We start from the raw sequence: 15,245 nt of genomic DNA on the forward strand, positions 1-15,245 counted from the left end.
GGGATATGAGTCAGATCCAATTACTGCCCGCCGTCGAGCAATTCCTGGCACAACCCGGCCGGCTGTTCATCGGGGGGGCCTGGCAGGACGCAGCCAGTGGCCGTCGGTTTGCCGTGGAAAATCCGGCGGACGAACGCAGCGTGGCGCACGTGGCCGAAGGTGACAAGCGCGATATAGAAGCCGCCGTCGCTGCCGCCCGCGCGGCCTTCACCGGACCCTGGGCCACGCATTCACCGGCCCAGCGTGGCCTGCTGCTGTTGCGCCTGGCGGAACTGCTCGACCAGCACCGTGAAGAATTGGCCCAACTGATCACGCTGGAGAACGGCAAGCCGATCGCAATGGCCCGGGGCGAAGCGGCAAGCGCGGCCAACATCGTGCGCTACTTTGCCGGTTGGCCGACCAAAATCGAAGGCAGCACGCTGCCGGTGTCGCCCGCCAGCGGCGCGCCGATGCTCAACTACACCCTGCGCGAACCGGTGGGTGTCTGCGCCTTGATCGTGCCGTGGAATTTCCCGCTGACCATGTGCGTGTGGAAGCTCGGCCCGGCGCTGGCGACCGGTTGCGTCGCGGTGCTCAAGCCTGCCGAGCAGACGCCCCTGGTTGCGATTCGCCTGGTGCAGTTGATCGAGGCCGCCGGCTTCCCGGCCGGGGTGGTCAACCTGGTCACCGGCCTGGGTGCCGACACCGGTGCGCCGCTGGCCCAGCACCCGGACGTGGACAAGATCGCGTTCACAGGTTCCACCCAGGTGGGCCGGCTGATCGCCCAGGCCGCCACCGGCAACATGAAGAAGGTGTCCCTGGAGCTGGGCGGCAAGTCGCCGAACATCATCCTGCCCGACGCCGACATCGTGCGGGCAGCCAAGGGCGCCGCCGACGGTATTTTCTACAACCAGGGCCAGGTTTGCACCGCCGGGTCACGCCTGTATGTACACGCCAGTGTCCTCGACCAGGTGCTCGAAGAGCTCCAGCGCCATGCCGCCGCCCACTCGCTGGGCCCTGGGCTGGACCCGGGCAGCAGCATGGGGCCGCTGGTATCGGCCCGGCAGTTGAACTCGGTGCGTGGCTACCTGCAACGCGGCCAGGAAGAGGGTGCCGAGCTGGTGTGCGGCGGCGCGCGGCCCGAGCACCTGGAGCGCGGCCACTTCATCCAGCCCAGCGTGTTTCTCGACCGCGCCGAACGCGCCTGTGTCGCCCGCGAGGAAATCTTCGGGCCGGTGCTGACGGTCATGAGCTGGACCGAGATCGACGAACTGGTGCTGCGCGCCAACGACTCGCCCTATGGCCTGGCAGCGGGCCTGTGGACCCGGGACCTGCGCTCCGCCCACCGGGTGGCCGCACAGTTGAAAGCCGGATCGGTGTGGATCAACTGCTGGAACGTCGTCGACCCGGCGTCGCCGTTTGGTGGCTACAAACAATCCGGCTGGGGCCGGGAAATGAGCAAGCACGTGATCGATGCCTACACCGAGACCAAGAGTGTCTTTGTCGATCTGGCCTGAACCGAATAAACACAAGAGGAACTGCTATGGATCTGGAATTGCAAGGCCGCGTGGCAATCGTCACCGGCGGTGGGATGGGCATCGGCAAGGAAGTCGCGCGTTTTCTTTCCCAGGAAGGCTGCAAGGTGGCGATCTGCGCCCGGCGCATGGAGTTCTTGCAGCAGGCTGCCGAGGAAATCAGCGCCGAGACCGGTAACGAGGTACTGCCGCTGTACTGCGACACCAACCAGATGTCGGCCGTGACGGACATGGTGCAGGCCGCCTACAAGCACTTTGGCCGCATCGACATCCTGGTCAATGGCGCCGCGGCGCCGTCCGGGGTGGTTCGCAATGACATCGAGCACGCCGGCGACGACGAGCTGCTGTCGGACCTCAACACCAAGGTGATCGGCTACTTCCGCTGCGCCAAGGCCGTGACCCCGCACATGAAGGCCGGTGGCTTCGGTCGCATCATCAACATCGGTGGCCTGACCGGGCGTGGCAGCAAGGTGCTCTCGGGCATGCGCAACCTCGCCATTGCCCACATGACCAAGACCCTCTCCGACCAACTGGGCCCGGCCGGTATCACCGTCAACCTGATTCACCCCGGCGTGGTGGACACCCCGCACATCCAGGAGCTGTACGAGCGCGAAGGGATCAAGCAGGGCAAGACCCCTGGGCAGGTGGAGCAGGGCTACATCGACGCGACGCCGATTCGCCGCACCCTGGCGCCCATCGAAATGGGCTGGCTGATCGGTTTCCTGGCGTCCCCCAAGGCCGGCGCCGTAACGGGCGAGTCCATCGGCATCGACGGTGGCCTGACCCGTGGCATCTTCATTTGAGGAGCAACAGCGATGAGTAACGGAACCCTTTTGGTCGCCACCGTGGGGCAGGCGGTCATCCGCAGTGCCGATGACGGGCGCACCTGGCACCGCCTCGGCCTGGGGCAAGACCTTGAGTTCGATGCGATCACCCGATCCTTGAGTGTTCATCCCGAGGCGCCTGAAGTGATCTACGCCGGCACCGATGTCGGCCTGTGCGTCAGCCGCGACACTGGCGGGCACTGGCAGCGGGTGGACTCACCGTTCAACGGGCAGACGGTGTGGAAGGTCGCCGTGGATCCGCAGGATGCCCAGCGCATTTTCGTCGGCACCGGGGCACCGTCCCGTGCCGTCCTGTGGCGCACCCTCGACGGCGGCCAGCACTGGGACCGGGCGCCAGTGGAGATTCCCGAGTTCTGCGAAGGTGTCAGCCGGCCGCGCCTGTTGGCGTTCGCCTATGACCCGACGGACCGCAACCAGCTCTGGTTCGGCCTCGAAGAGGGCGGCCTGTTCCACAGCCGCGATGGCGGCGACAGCTGGACTCGTGTCGACGACCGGCTGTTGTGGGACTACAACTCAGACATCCACAACATCCTGGTACTGCCCAACCACGGCCAGAAAGTCATCGTCGTGGTGTGCGTCAACGCCGTCTACCGCAGCCTCGATGAGGGCCAGACCTGGACCGGCATAGAAGCCCGCGAAACCTTCGGCCTGTACTACGTGCGTGCCATGAATGCGCCGCTGGGCAGCCAGGACACCCTGTACCTGAGCATTTCCGATGGCACGCCGGGTACCACCAGCAAGGTGCTCGTCTCCCGGGACGCGGCCATCAGTTGGGAAGTGCTGCCGCTGTCACAGCAACCCAACTCCTGTGTCTGGGCAATTGCCCTGAACCCGGCCAACCCGCGCCAGATCGTCGCCGGCACCAAGTATGGCCATTTGTTCACCTCCGAGAACGGCGGTGACGGCTGGCAGAAACAGTGGCGCGAGTTCAGTGAAATCGCTGATGTGCTCTGGACGCCAGCCGTGGCGCAGATCAAGTCCGGGCATCAATCCATCATCAAGAAGAACTGAGGTATCGCGCGATGAAAGTCGAGGTCGTTCGTACGCATCTGTCGCTGTTCGTCAAGGACCCGGAAACGTCGGCACGCTGGTACGCCGACGTGCTGGGCATGCACGAAAGTGCCCGGGGTGAAAGCTGGATCATGATGGCCTTCGGTGCCAAGCACCACGACATCGCCCTGATCCGCGCAGAACCGGGTGCCCACCAAGGTGGACTGGGCCTGCAGCACTACGGGCTGGAGATCGCCGGCGACATGACCACCCTGCGCCAGCTCTACGGCATGTTGCTTGGCAAAGGGATCGAGGTGGTGAAGATCACCGATCATGAAATCGGCAACGGCGTGTATTTCAACGACCCCGACGGTAATCGCATGGAGTTTTTCCTCGAGACCGAACACGACGACGAGCGCGGCAAGGAACGTTTCAAGTCGGCCGGCGCGCCCAGTCGTCACTTCGATCTCGACCCACTTTGAACAAGAGGCATGTCTGATGAAAACCGCTAATTTCGCCCGTTATCACATCCGCAAGTGGTACAGCTTCGTCGAGGAAACCCTGGCCAACGAAACCGGCCAGTTGGCCGACGGCGAGCCGTTGTTCAAGTACGCCATTGGCGCCGTGATCGCCAACCCGTATGCCGGTCGCTTCAGCGAGAGCCTGGCCGAGTTGGTCGAACCCTCGCCGTTGCTGGGCCAGGAGTTCGGCCGGCGTATCCAGGCCCTGGCGGGCGGGCGCGAGATCGTCAGCTATGGCAAGGCCTGCCTGGTGGGCAGCGCGGGCGAGTACGAGCACGGCAATGCCTTGCTCACCAACCCGGCGGCGGACCCGATCCGGGTCGCGCTGGGCGGTGGCAAGTCCTGGGTGCCTTCCACCGGCAAGCGTGGCGGGCCGGGTGCGACCATCGACGTGCCGTTGGCCCACAAGGATGCGCTGTATGTGCGTTCGCACTACGACAGCATTTCGCTTTCGTTCAGTGACGGCCCGTCCGCCGATGAACTGGTAATCATCTGGGCGTTTGCCACGCGCGGACGCCTGCATGCGCGACTCGGTGGCCTCCAGGCCGCCGACGTCAAGGGCAACGATGGCCTGTACTGAGGGGCGTTGACCGTGGGAGCCAAACGAATGTCTGCGAACAGCCACTTCTTCACCAATCGATCGTCGATGCACCTGCACTACGTGTCCTGGGGCAAGGAGTCGGGCACCCCCGTGCTGCTGCTCCACGGCCTGCGCTCCTATGCCCGGACCTGGGAGTCGCTGGCCAATGCGCTGGGCGACCGGTACTGCTGCCATGCCCTCGACCAACGCGGCCGTGGCTTCAGCGACTGGGCGTCGGCCAGCAGCTACCGGACCGAGGCCTATGTCAGTGACGTCGAGGATTGGGTGGCGCACCTGGGGCTGCGGCAGTTCATCCTGGTGGGGCATTCCCTCGGCGGCACCAACGCACTGGAGTACGCGCGGCTCAATCCCGGACGGCTACAGGCGCTGGTGATCGAGGACATTGGCCCAGGCTCTTCTGTCAGTGGCGACGGAGCCGCGCGTATCCGCCGCGAGATGAGCGAGACGCCGCTGGTGTTTCCCGATTGGCCGAGTGCCGCCCAGTTCTGGCAGCAGTCGCGCCCCGGCCTGTCCCAGGAGGGGCTGGCCTCCCGGCTGATGCATTCGATGAAGGAAACGCTGGCGGGCATCGAGTGGCGTCACGACCAGCAAGGCATCGCCCAGGCACGCCTGACCATCACGCCCACCGACCTGTGGCCGGCGGTACGCAGCCTGGATTGCCCGACGCTGTTCATTCGTGGCGCGCGCTCCGATTTCCTGCCGCTGGCGACCCTTGAGGCAATCAGGCAAGCCAATGCTCGGGTGCAGACGACGGAAGTCGCCGATGCCAGTCATTACGTCCATGATGACCAGAGCGAGATCTTCAACCGTGTTGTCAAGGACTATCTGGACGGCCAGGGCTTGCAACCACAACAAAAACAATGCGGTGAATCGTGATGAAGCAGGACAAGACCCAGGTTGTCATCGTCGGCGGTGGCCCGAACGGGATCACCGCCGCGCATTACATGGGGCTGTACGGGATCGAATGCGTTGTCCTCGAGTTGGCGGACGGCATCCTGCCGTATCCCCGCGCGGTGGGCATGGACGATGAGGCGCTGCGGGTGCTGCAAGGCATCGGCATCGCCGAGCTGGCCGTCCGCGACATGATCTGCGACGTGCCGCTGCGCTACTACAATGCGCGGGGCGTGTGCTTTGCCGAGGTCAAGCCGAGCACCGCCCGCTACGGCTGGCCGATGCGCAATATCTTCATGCAGCAATTGCTCGAAGCGACCCTGCGCGAACAGCTCGGCACGCGCGCCGGCGTCGACCTGCGCCAGGGCCATGAAATGCTCGACCTGGAGCAGGATGACCGCGGCGTGACGTTGCAGGTGCGCGACGCCCAGGGTGAGTTGTATCAATTGCAGGCGCAGTACGTCATCGGGGCGGACGGTGGTCGTTCCGCCGTGCGCAAGAAACTCGGCATCGAGTTGCTGGGCCTGACCCACCCGCGCAAATGGGTGGTAATCGACACCTGTAACGACACCCTCGATGCGCCTTACACGGCCTTGCATGCCGATCCGCAGCGACCCTTCGTCTGCATCTATTTGCCGTACCAGCAACGGCGTTGGGAGTTCATGTTGCTGGAAGGCGAGGACGAGGCGAGGATGTGCGAGGAGGGCACCATCCGGGCGTTGATCCGGGAGCACATTGGTGATGCGGTCGATCAACTGGACATCATCCGTATCCGGGCGTACACCCACAACTCCCGGGTTGCGGCCCGCTTTGTCGAAGGGCGCGTGGCGCTGGTGGGGGATGCGGCGCATATTTCCCCACCCTGGGCCGGCCAGGGCCTGAACTCAGGCCTGCGTGACGTGGCCAACGTCGCCTGGAAGATCGCGGCCATCATCCAGGGGCGGGCATCGGCGTCGATCCTGGCCAGCTACGACCAGGAGCGGCGCGGGCACGCCACCGACCTGATCGCCCTGGCCGACAACATGGGCGCGGTGCTGGGCCTGACCAACCCGTTGATGGCCGGGGTACGGGACTGGTTGTTCCAGGCCGTCAACAGCGTCGACAACCTGCGCTCGCACCTGCTGGAGTTCAAGTTCAAGCCCAAGGCGACCATCACCAAGGGCCTGGTCCATCATGAGCGGGCAGAACTGCATGAGGACGATCTGGTCGGCCAACTGTTCATCCAGCCGGCCATCGAGGATGCTCAGGGGCAGCGGCGTCGTCTTGACGAGGTGTTGGGGCATTCCTACGCGGTGCTGGGGTATAGGGTCAACCCGCGCGAGGCGCTCAGCGAGCAGAGCGCCGCCTATTGGGCGCGTTGGGACACGCGCTTCATCCAGGTCAACCGTTCACGCAGTGGCAAGGCGGCCGGCCAACCGTTGACGGCCAGCGGCGCCATCAGTGTCGAGGACGTCGACAACCGGCTGGGGGAATGGTTTGCCAAGGTGCGCGACTGCATCGTGGTGGTGCGCCCGGACCGCTTCGTTGCCGCGATCACCACGCCGGAACGACTCGACGGTGTGTTGCGCAAATTGGCGGAGCAGCACTCATGAACCCGCTCGACGATCTGGTGGTTCGACTCCACCACGCCGGGTTGGGCGCCGAGGCCTTGCCACCGTTGCCGCCCCAGGCACTGGATGTGCCCGCCGGTTATGCCTTGCAGCGAGAGGCCCTGCGCCAACGCGAAGTGCGCGGCGAGCAACTGTCCGGCTGGAAAGTCGCGTTTGCCGGCAGCGCGGCCCAGCGCCGGTTCGGCCTCCACGAGCCGGTGCTGGGAGCGCTCACCCAAGCGATGGCCGTCAAGCCGAGCAGTACGGTGGCGTTGGCGCAGTTGATCCAGCCCAAGCTGGAAGTTGAACTGGCGTTCGTGCTGGGACGGACGCTGGTACCGGGTGACTACCGTGACGAAGCCATCCTGGCTGCCGTGTCCATGGTCGCACCGGCCTTCGAGATCGCCGACTGCCGTTGGCTGGGCTGGCAGTTCGGCGTGGGCGCGTTCCTGGCGGACAATGCTGCGGCCGCGCGCTACTGCCTCGGTTCGCCGGTGGTATTCGATCCGGTCTTGCACGCCAGTGTGGCCTATCGCCTCACCTGCGACGGGGTCTCCTGTGGCAGCGGTGACACCCAGGCACGGGAAGACGCGCCGACGAGCAATCTGTGCTGGCTGGTGCGGCGACTGCTGGCCGACGGACAGGCGCTGGAGGCGGGCCAGGTGGTGCTGTCCGGTGCATTACTGGCACCCCTGGCCATCCAGGCCGGCGAGTACCGCTTGCAGATGCTTGGCACGGAACTGGCTTTGGTTTTCCAGGCGGGTACCGACGCCGCGTGAAGCCAGCCACCGTCAGGGAGGACCGGGCAGCCCATGAAGGGCTGGGAATTACAACGGGGCCACCGAGGAACGATGATCATGCTTGCCGAAGTCCGTACCTTCAATGATCCCCAGCAACACGCCGGCTCCATACGGGGCTGGCAACAAGTCTATGATCAACTCGGTCGTGGCAGCCTGAGCAGCGAATTGCGGCAGGTGTATGCCGACCGTTTTCAGATTTTCCAGGAAGTGCTGGACAAGCGCGTGGTGCAGCGCGGCAGCGCGCCAAAAGGCCGCTTATGTATCGCCATGTCGCTGGGCAGCGCACCAGTGGTCCAGGGGCATCGGGTGGACGCCCGCAGCGTGGTGCTGCTGCGCGACAGCGAGGACTTCGTCCTGCATGCCCCGGAAGGCACGCACTTTTTCGCGGTCAACGTCGACACGGTGCGTTTCGCCAAGCTGGCGGCCTGCGAGTTGTCGAACGAACAGCTCAGGCGCCTGAAAAGCGAATCGCAGATCAGCGTGGATGAAGCGGTACTGCTCAGGGTGCAGCAGCGGATCCATCCGCTGTTCCGACACCTCCTGGAGCAGACGGACGCCATCCATCCGGCTGCGGAGAAGATGCTCGAAGACGTGCTGCTCGATGCGTTCCTCGACCTGTTCAGCAATGCCTCGGATGAAGTGCGTGGCCGCCGCGGCAATTGCACCGTCAGCGCCTACCTGGTCAAACGCTGCCAGGAACTGGTCGCCGCCAGCGGTGACACGCCGTTGAGCATTCTCGATTTGTGCGGGCAACTGCGGGTGAGCCGCAAGACCCTGCAGAACAGTTTCCAGGCCGTGACCGGGATGCGTCCGGTCGAGTACCTGCGCAATCTGAGGCTCAACGCCGTGCGGCGACGCCTGATCAGCACTTGTGCGACCACACTGAACGTTGGTGATATCGCCGTCGCCATGGGCTTCTTTCACCTGAGCCACTTCGCCGCGCATTACCGGGCGTTGTTCGGCGAATCACCCTCGGATACCCCACGGGCCGGCTGACCTTGCCAAGCATTCTTCAGGTGCAGCGTCCTCTTGATGTCCATGGAACGTCTGGCCCGGCACAACCTCTGAACCTTAAGCAAGGCGACACGCGCCTTGCCTTTGATCTTCGGAGGAGCGGTTAAGATGAACATTCTAATGGTCCTTACATCTCACGATCAGTTGGGCGATACCGGCAAGAAAACCGGCTTCTGGCTGGAGGAGTTCGCCGCGCCCTACTATGTGTTCGTCGACGCCGGGATGGACGTCACGCTGGCTTCTCCCCAGGGCGGGCAGCCGCCGCTGGACCCCAAGAGCAATGAAGAGGACGCCCAGACCGACGCCACCCGCCGGTTCCGCACGGACACCGAGGCCCAGGCTGCCTTGGCCAGCACGGTGCTGCTGGGCGAAGTGGATCCCTATGACTTCGACGCGGTGTTCTATCCCGGCGGCCATGGCCCGCTCTGGGACCTCGCCGAGGACCGGGACTCGAAGATCCTCATCGAGGCGATGTACGCCGCGAACAAACCCGTCGCCGCCGTTTGCCATGCCCCCGGCGTGTTCAAGAACGTCGTCGCCCCCGATGGCCAGCCGCTGGTCAAGGGTAAGAAAGTCACTGGCTTCACCAATTCCGAGGAAGACGCGGTGGGCCTGACCCAGGTGGTGCCGTTCCTGGTGGAAGACATGCTCAAGGCCAAGGGCGGCGAGTACTCCAAGGCGGCGGACTGGGCGGTCTACGTGGTCGAGGACGGACACCTGATCACCGGCCAGAACCCAGCGTCTTCCGAGGTCGTCGCCGAGGCACTGCTCAAGCGGTTGGAGCAGGAACAGACGGCCTAGCGCGGCCGAGGCCGAACGGCTGGGCAACCGCCTGAGCGCCGGTGGCTGCGTACACAGGCGGCTTGGCGCCGTGGTCCGGGCCAGGGTCTTTTAATGAACCCGGGCCCGTCCATCAGGTCACTCCTGTGTCAGGAACGACACTACGATGGAGCTGCCTATGCGACCTATGGATTTCACCAGCCTGTCTTTCGCCGCACTGTTGTGCGCCGCTTGTTCGAGTCAACCGCCTGCCACATGGAGCTATGAAGACGCCAAGGAACGTACCCCTCTTGCACCTGACCACGCGTACCCGGAGCTGTTTGAAGCGGTGCAGCGCCAGGGGATCTTCACCGACCAGAAACACTTCGTCGATGCGCTGCCCAAGCGCGATCCCGCGAAGATCCGCGCCGATTATCTTGCCCTTCATGAGCGCGACGGTTTCGACCTGAAGGGCTTCGTCCAAGACAACTTCATCGAATCCGGCGAAGCGCAAAGCCCACCGCCCAAGCCTGGCGCGCCGATCGAGGCGCACATCGATTCGCTCTGGCCGGTATTGAGCCGCACCTACCGCGAGGTGCCACAGTACAGCAGCCTGTTGCCGCTGCCGCAGCCCTACGTGGTGCCGGGCGGACGCTTTCGCGAGATGTACTACTGGGACTCGTATTTCACCATGCTGGGCCTCGAACACAGCGGCGACAAGGATCAGGTCCGGCAGATGACCGACAACTTCGCCTACATGATCGACACCTACGGTCATATCCCCAATGGCAATCGCACGTACTACCTGAGCCGGTCGCAGCCGCCGTTCTTCGCCTACATGGTGGAGCTGCAGGCTCGCATCGAAGGCGACCAGGCCTACGCTCGCTACCTTCCCCAACTGCAACGTGAGTACGCCTACTGGATGGACGGTGCGCAGACGCTCAAGCCCGGCGCGGCCGCCCGGCATGTCGTCAAGCTGGCCGACGGCAGCGTGCTCAATCGTTACTGGGACGCCAGCGCGACACCCCGCCAAGAGTCCTGGCTGCAAGACATCAAGACCGCCGCCCAGGCGCCGGACCGGACGCGCCAGGAGGTCTGGCGCGACTTGCGCGCCGGCGCCGAAAGCGGTTGGGATTTCAGTTCGCGCTGGCTGGGTGACGGCAAGCGCCTGGAGACGATACGCACCACCGCCATCGTGCCGGTGGACTTGAACAGCCTCATGTATCACCTGGAACGCACCATCGCCAAGGGCTGCGAGACCCTCCGCGACGTGTCGTGCGTCCAGGCTTACGGCCAGCGCGCCGACCGGCGTCAGCAGGCCATCGAGCGGCACTTGTGGAAGGCCGATGGCGGTTACTACGTCGATTACGATTGGCAGCTCGACCGACAGCGTCCGGACCTGACGGCTGCGGCGCTGTTCCCGCTGTACACCGGGCTGGCGTCCAACGAGCACGCCAGGCGCACGGCCGAGGCAGTGCGCGGCGGCCTGCTGCGTGCTGGCGGGCTCGCCACGACCCAGGTCAGCAACGGCCAGCAATGGGACGAACCCAATGGCTGGGCGCCGTTGCAGTGGGTGGCGGTGGAAGGGCTGGACCGCTACCAGCAAGGCGACCTCGCGGCACAGATTGGCCAGCGCTTTCTCCAGCAGGTCCAAAACCTTTACCGCAAGGAGGACAAACTCGTGGAGAAATACAACGTGTCTGGCCAGGGGCAGGGCGGTGGCGGCGGTGAATACGCGTTGCAGGACGGCTTCGGCTGGACCAACGGCGTGACACTCAAGTTGCTGGAAAAATATGGAGCGAACGCCTCCAAAGCCCGCACAGGTGAATGACAGATACCCTCCCTATGGCGGACACACCTCTCCAGTCCGCCAAACAACCCTGTGGGAGCGGGCTTGCCCGCGAATGCGGTGGGTCAGTTTGCCCCGATGCTGGATGGACCATCGTCTTCGTGAGCAAGCTCGCTCCCACAAGTGGATCTGTGGTGGACACACCTCTCCAGTCCGCCAAACAACCCTGTGGGAGCGGGCTTGCCCGCGAATGCGGTGGGTCAGTTTGCCCCGATGCTGGATGGACCATCGTCTTCGCGAGCAAGCTCGCTCCCACAAGTGGATCTGTGGTGGACACACCTCTCCAGTCCGCCAAACAACCCTGTGGGAGCGGGCTTGCCCGCGAATGCGGTGGGTCAGTTTGCCCCGATGCTGGATGGACCATCGTCTTCGCGAGCAAGCCCGCTCCCACAAGTGGATCTGTGGTGGACACACCTCTCCAGTCCGCCAAACAACCCTGTGGAAGCGGGCTTGCCCGCGAATGCGGTGGGTCAGTTTGCCCCGATGCTGGGTGGACCATCGTCTTCGCGAGCAAGCTCGCTCCCACAAGTGGATCTATGGTGGGCACACATTTCCAGTCCACCCCATAACACTGTGGGAGGCGGCTTTAGGTCCCCAGCGCCAGGGCCGGGCCGTCGCCCTCTGGCACTGCGATGGCTGAGTCGCCGGGGGTCAGGATGACCTTTCGGCAATCTTCCTGTTTTTTGTCAAAGATCTTGTAGCCCTCGGCCGCCTGCTCCAGGGCCATTCGATGGCTGATGATGACCTCGGGTGCCAGGCGGCCGGTCTCGATGTGTTCGAGCAATTCGGGAAGGTAACGCTGCACGTGGGTCTGGCCCATTTTGAAGGTCAGCCCTTTGTCGAACGCGTCGCCAAACAGAAAACCGTGGATGAACCCGGAATACACCCCTGGCACACTCACGACCCCACCACGGCGTACGGCGGCAATGCACTGGCGCAAGGCCTTGCCACTGCTGCCTTCGAGCTTCAATGTGGCGAGCACGGTTTCGGTGGTGCTGCCCTTGGCTTCGAAGCCGACCGCATCCACTACACCGTCGACCCCGCGCATGCCTTGGGTCTGGCGAATGATCGTGTCGGCGGGGTCGTCGTCTTCATCGAAGTTGATTGGAATCACACCGTAGGTGCGTTGTGCGTAGGCCAGTCGATAGGGGTGATGATCGACCATGAAAATCTGCTCGGCCCCCAACATTCTCGCGCACGCCGCACTCAACAGACCGACCGGCCCGGCACCGTAGATCGCGATGCTCGAACCGTTGCCGATGCCCGTGTTGGTGACGGCTTGAAACGCGGTGGGCAAGATGTCCGAGAGGAACAGCACTTTCTCGTCCGCGAGGGTGCCCGGCACCTTGAACGGGCCGGTGTTGGCCTTTGGCACTCGCACATACTCGGCCTGGCCACCGGGGACGCCGCCGTACAGGTGGCTGAAGCCGAACAGTGCCGCTCCCGGTGGAATGGACTTCTTGTTCAGGATCGCGCCGCGGCCGGTGTTGGTGGTTTCACAGGCGGCAAACAAATCCATCTGGCAGAAAAAGCAGCTGCCGCAGGCGATCACGAATGGGATCACCACGCGGTCGCCGGGTTGTACGGCAGTCACCGCAGAACCCGTTTCTTCGACGATGCCCATGAACTCGTGGCCGAAGATATCGCCATGCTCGACCGTGGGGATCTTGCCGCGATACAGGTGCAGGTCCGAGCCACAGATGGCTGTTGCCGTTACACGCAAGATGATGTCGTCGCTGTCCACCAGAATCGGGTCCGGGACCGTGTCGACCTTGACGCTGTGCGCGCCGTGATAAGTAAGTGCTCTCATGACGTCCTGCCTTTTTAATCGGGTGATGGTAAAGGGCAGAGACGCAAGGTCGGATGGAAGTTCAGAGAGATCTCGTGGGCGCAGGACTGGCGGTTGTCCTGGGCTGGGGGACCTTGTGGTGGGTTGGAGAGGGCTTGCCGGCCTCTTCGCGAGCAAGCCCGCTCCCACAAAGAGATCTATGGCGAAAACACCTCTCCAGTCCGCCAAACAACCCTGTGGGAGCGGGCTTGCCCGCGAAGACGGTAGCGGGGTCAGCCCAGGGGTATAGCTGCTTGCCGGGCTTTGCGCTGGACCCACTGGGCCTCGTCCTTGAGTTCGAGGACTTGCCAGTGAATCTGTTCCAGCGAGGTGTTGTGCCCGACGCTGATCAGGATCGATTCCGGCAGGGCCTGCTTGAGCAGTTGGTAGCAGCGCTGTTCGTTGGCCGCATCCAGGGCCGAGCTGCTTTCGTCGAGGAACAGCACCGTAGGCCGGGCCAGCAGGGCGCGGACGAAGGCGCAGCGTTGCTGTTCGCCGATGCTGAGGGTCTGGGCCCAGTCCCGTTCCTGGTCCAACTGATCGCCCAGGTGCTGCAGGTCGATGTGCTCCATGGCCTGGCGCAGCGCCGCGTCTTCCTCGCGCCTTGGCGGGTTGGGGTACCACAGGGCTTCGCGCAGGCTGCCCAGCGGCAGGTAGGGTTTTTGCGACAGCGTCAGTGCCCGTTCACGGTCATAGTGGCTGCTGCCCGTGGCGTGGGGCCAGAGCCCGGTGATGGTGCGGATCAGCGTCGATTTGCCGTAGCCCGACGGCGCACTGATCATGAGGCTGTCACCGGGCTTGAGAGACAGATTGAAGCCCTTGAACAATTGCCGGCCGTTCGGCAGCCAGACGTCCAGGTCCTTGATGTCGAGGCCGCTGGCCTGCTGTTCGAGGCGCACCGCAGACTTGACCTCGACGTTGTCCAGGCGCTCCTGGAACCCGTTCAAACGATCGATCACCGATTTCCATTCCGACAGCTCCGGAAACACGCTGACCAGATAGGCGATGGCCGCGTGCACTTCGCCGAAGGCTGCGCTGATCTGGGTCAGGCGTCCGAGGGGAAAGGCACCGGCGAAGAATTGCGGCGCCATGATGAACATGGGAATGACCGTGGCGCTGCGCAGGTAGAACGTCGAGTAGCCCATGATCAGCTTTTGCTTCTTGACCAGCGCCCAGAAGTTTTCCAGCGCCGCCTCCAGGCGTCGGTTGAAGCGTTCGTTCTCCACCGCCTCACCGCGGTATTGAGCCACCGAGTCGGCGTTTTCCCGCAGGCGAATCAGCGAGAAACGAAAGTCCGCCTCGCGCCGCTGTTGCATGAAGTTGAGGCCGGGCAGGGCGCGCCCCAGCCAGAACGCCAGGCCTGTGCCCAGCAGCGCGTACACCAGGGCAATCCACACCAGCAGGCCGGGGATGACCACCGACTGGTCGTTGAACGGCACGCTCACCAGGCTGGAGGCCTGCCAGAGAATGTTCAGGAACGAAAACAGCGACACCACCGACGTCAGCAAGCCCAGGCTCAACTTCAGCGACTTGACGATGAACAGGTCGATGTCCTCGGCGATCCGCTGGTCAGGGTTATCGACCTCGGTCTCGGTCAGCTTCAGCTTCTGGTAGCGCTGGCTGCCCAGCCATTGGTCGAGCATGTTGCGCGTGGCCCAGCGCCGCCAGCGTATGGTCAGCTTCTGCTGGAAGTGGAACGCGCCCACGGTAAAGGCGGCCGTGCCGACCTGCAGCAGGATGAATTGCAGGCTGCCAACGAGAAAACCGTGGTAGTCCAGGGCCTGCAAGGCGTTGTAGAAATGCAGGTTCCAGAAATTGTTGAGGATGTTGACGCCCACCAGGCACAGGGTCATCAGCACGGTACCCAGCAGCAGCAACAGGGCCGGGTACTTTTCCTCGGATACCCAGAAAGGCCGTGCGAGGCGCCAGAAATTGCGAAGTGTGTGCATGAGGTCTTTGGTAAGCCTGGTCGCTGACGACGTTGAGTTTACAGGGGCGGGAGGATAGGATCAGCCAATGCTAATCGTTTGCATTAATTAGGGAA

General features: G+C 63.9%; 13 protein-coding genes. 11 read left to right on the forward strand and 2 right to left on the reverse strand.

What is annotated here, in order from left to right:
* The first annotated feature begins 5 nt into the window (after window positions 1-5).
* The 11 genes from V3H56_RS10970 (at window position 6) to treA (ending at window position 11,355) form a co-directional block, all read left to right on the forward strand.
* Complete coding sequence (locus V3H56_RS10970) at window positions 6-1,496, forward strand: aldehyde dehydrogenase family protein (protein WP_338474595.1); 1,491 nt, start codon at window positions 6-8, stop codon at window positions 1,494-1,496.
* A gap of 26 nt (window positions 1,497-1,522) precedes the next feature.
* Window positions 1,523-2,317 carry an SDR family oxidoreductase gene (locus tag V3H56_RS10975; protein ID WP_042731326.1) on the forward strand — a complete coding sequence of 265 codons (795 nt, stop codon included), beginning with the start codon at window positions 1,523-1,525 and terminating at the stop codon, window positions 2,315-2,317.
* A gap of 12 nt (window positions 2,318-2,329) precedes the next feature.
* The gene (locus V3H56_RS10980) at window positions 2,330-3,370 is read left to right on the forward strand and encodes a YCF48-related protein (RefSeq protein ID WP_042731325.1); all 1,041 of its coding nucleotides are present in this window, start codon (window positions 2,330-2,332) and stop codon (window positions 3,368-3,370) included.
* An 11-nt stretch (window positions 3,371-3,381) separates the two neighbouring features.
* Window positions 3,382-3,831, forward strand: coding sequence for a VOC family protein (locus V3H56_RS10985; RefSeq protein WP_042731324.1), 450 nt, complete (start codon window positions 3,382-3,384; stop codon window positions 3,829-3,831).
* A gap of 16 nt (window positions 3,832-3,847) precedes the next feature.
* Window positions 3,848-4,450: an amino acid synthesis family protein gene (locus V3H56_RS10990; protein ID WP_042731323.1), complete on the forward strand. Its 603-nt coding sequence runs from the start codon at window positions 3,848-3,850 to the stop codon at window positions 4,448-4,450.
* A gap of 27 nt (window positions 4,451-4,477) precedes the next feature.
* Window positions 4,478-5,347: an alpha/beta hydrolase gene (locus V3H56_RS10995; RefSeq protein ID WP_123578857.1), complete on the forward strand. Its 870-nt coding sequence runs from the start codon at window positions 4,478-4,480 to the stop codon at window positions 5,345-5,347.
* Window positions 5,347-6,954, forward strand: coding sequence for a bifunctional 3-(3-hydroxy-phenyl)propionate/3-hydroxycinnamic acid hydroxylase (locus tag V3H56_RS11000; RefSeq protein WP_042731321.1), 1,608 nt, complete (start codon window positions 5,347-5,349; stop codon window positions 6,952-6,954). Before V3H56_RS10995 ends, V3H56_RS11000 begins: the two co-directional genes overlap by 1 nt.
* The gene (locus V3H56_RS11005; protein WP_338474596.1) at window positions 6,951-7,730 is read left to right on the forward strand and encodes a fumarylacetoacetate hydrolase family protein; all 780 of its coding nucleotides are present in this window, start codon (window positions 6,951-6,953) and stop codon (window positions 7,728-7,730) included. The genes V3H56_RS11000 and V3H56_RS11005 overlap by 4 nt, the downstream gene beginning before the upstream one ends.
* 78 nt (window positions 7,731-7,808) lie before the next feature.
* On the forward strand, window positions 7,809-8,747 hold the full coding sequence (locus V3H56_RS11010) for a helix-turn-helix domain-containing protein (protein ID WP_042731329.1): 939 nt from the start codon (window positions 7,809-7,811) through the stop codon (window positions 8,745-8,747).
* A gap of 126 nt (window positions 8,748-8,873) precedes the next feature.
* Entirely contained in the window at window positions 8,874-9,566 is a 693-nt protein-coding gene (locus tag V3H56_RS11015; protein WP_338474597.1) for a type 1 glutamine amidotransferase domain-containing protein, read from the forward strand.
* A gap of 157 nt (window positions 9,567-9,723) precedes the next feature.
* The gene (gene treA, locus V3H56_RS11020) at window positions 9,724-11,355 is read left to right on the forward strand and encodes an alpha,alpha-trehalase TreA (protein ID WP_047735548.1); all 1,632 of its coding nucleotides are present in this window, start codon (window positions 9,724-9,726) and stop codon (window positions 11,353-11,355) included.
* A gap of 604 nt (window positions 11,356-11,959) precedes the next feature.
* Here treA and V3H56_RS11025 read toward each other — a convergent pair.
* Both V3H56_RS11025 and V3H56_RS11030 read right to left on the reverse strand, forming a co-directional pair.
* Complete coding sequence (locus V3H56_RS11025) at window positions 11,960-13,183, reverse strand: zinc-dependent alcohol dehydrogenase (RefSeq protein ID WP_338474598.1); 1,224 nt, start codon at window positions 13,181-13,183, stop codon at window positions 11,960-11,962.
* Window positions 13,184-13,434: 251 nt separating this feature from the next.
* Entirely contained in the window at window positions 13,435-15,150 is a 1,716-nt protein-coding gene (locus V3H56_RS11030; RefSeq protein WP_338474599.1) for an ABC transporter ATP-binding protein/permease, read from the reverse strand.
* Window positions 15,151-15,245 lie beyond the last annotated feature (95 nt).

This window comes from Pseudomonas sp. MS646 (assembly GCF_036693845.1).
Taxonomy (GTDB): domain Bacteria; phylum Pseudomonadota; class Gammaproteobacteria; order Pseudomonadales; family Pseudomonadaceae; genus Aquipseudomonas; species Aquipseudomonas chlororaphis_E.

Coding starts and splice junctions, on each gene's coding strand:
- V3H56_RS11000 (WP_042731321.1), top strand. CDS start 5,347: ATGAAGCAGGACAAGACCCAGGTTGTCATCGTCGGCGGTGGCCCGAAC.
- V3H56_RS11025 (WP_338474598.1), bottom strand. CDS start 13,183: ATGAGAGCACTTACTTATCACGGCGCGCACAGCGTCAAGGTCGACACG.
- V3H56_RS11005 (WP_338474596.1), top strand. CDS start 6,951: ATGAACCCGCTCGACGATCTGGTGGTTCGACTCCACCACGCCGGGTTG.
- V3H56_RS11010 (WP_042731329.1), top strand. CDS start 7,809: ATGCTTGCCGAAGTCCGTACCTTCAATGATCCCCAGCAACACGCCGGC.
- V3H56_RS10985 (WP_042731324.1), top strand. CDS start 3,382: ATGAAAGTCGAGGTCGTTCGTACGCATCTGTCGCTGTTCGTCAAGGAC.
- V3H56_RS10970 (WP_338474595.1), top strand. CDS start 6: ATGAGTCAGATCCAATTACTGCCCGCCGTCGAGCAATTCCTGGCACAA.
- V3H56_RS11015 (WP_338474597.1), top strand. CDS start 8,874: ATGAACATTCTAATGGTCCTTACATCTCACGATCAGTTGGGCGATACC.
- V3H56_RS10990 (WP_042731323.1), top strand. CDS start 3,848: ATGAAAACCGCTAATTTCGCCCGTTATCACATCCGCAAGTGGTACAGC.
- treA (WP_047735548.1), top strand. CDS start 9,724: ATGCGACCTATGGATTTCACCAGCCTGTCTTTCGCCGCACTGTTGTGC.
- V3H56_RS10975 (WP_042731326.1), top strand. CDS start 1,523: ATGGATCTGGAATTGCAAGGCCGCGTGGCAATCGTCACCGGCGGTGGG.
- V3H56_RS10980 (WP_042731325.1), top strand. CDS start 2,330: ATGAGTAACGGAACCCTTTTGGTCGCCACCGTGGGGCAGGCGGTCATC.
- V3H56_RS10995 (WP_123578857.1), top strand. CDS start 4,478: ATGTCTGCGAACAGCCACTTCTTCACCAATCGATCGTCGATGCACCTG.
- V3H56_RS11030 (WP_338474599.1), bottom strand. CDS start 15,150: ATGCACACACTTCGCAATTTCTGGCGCCTCGCACGGCCTTTCTGGGTA.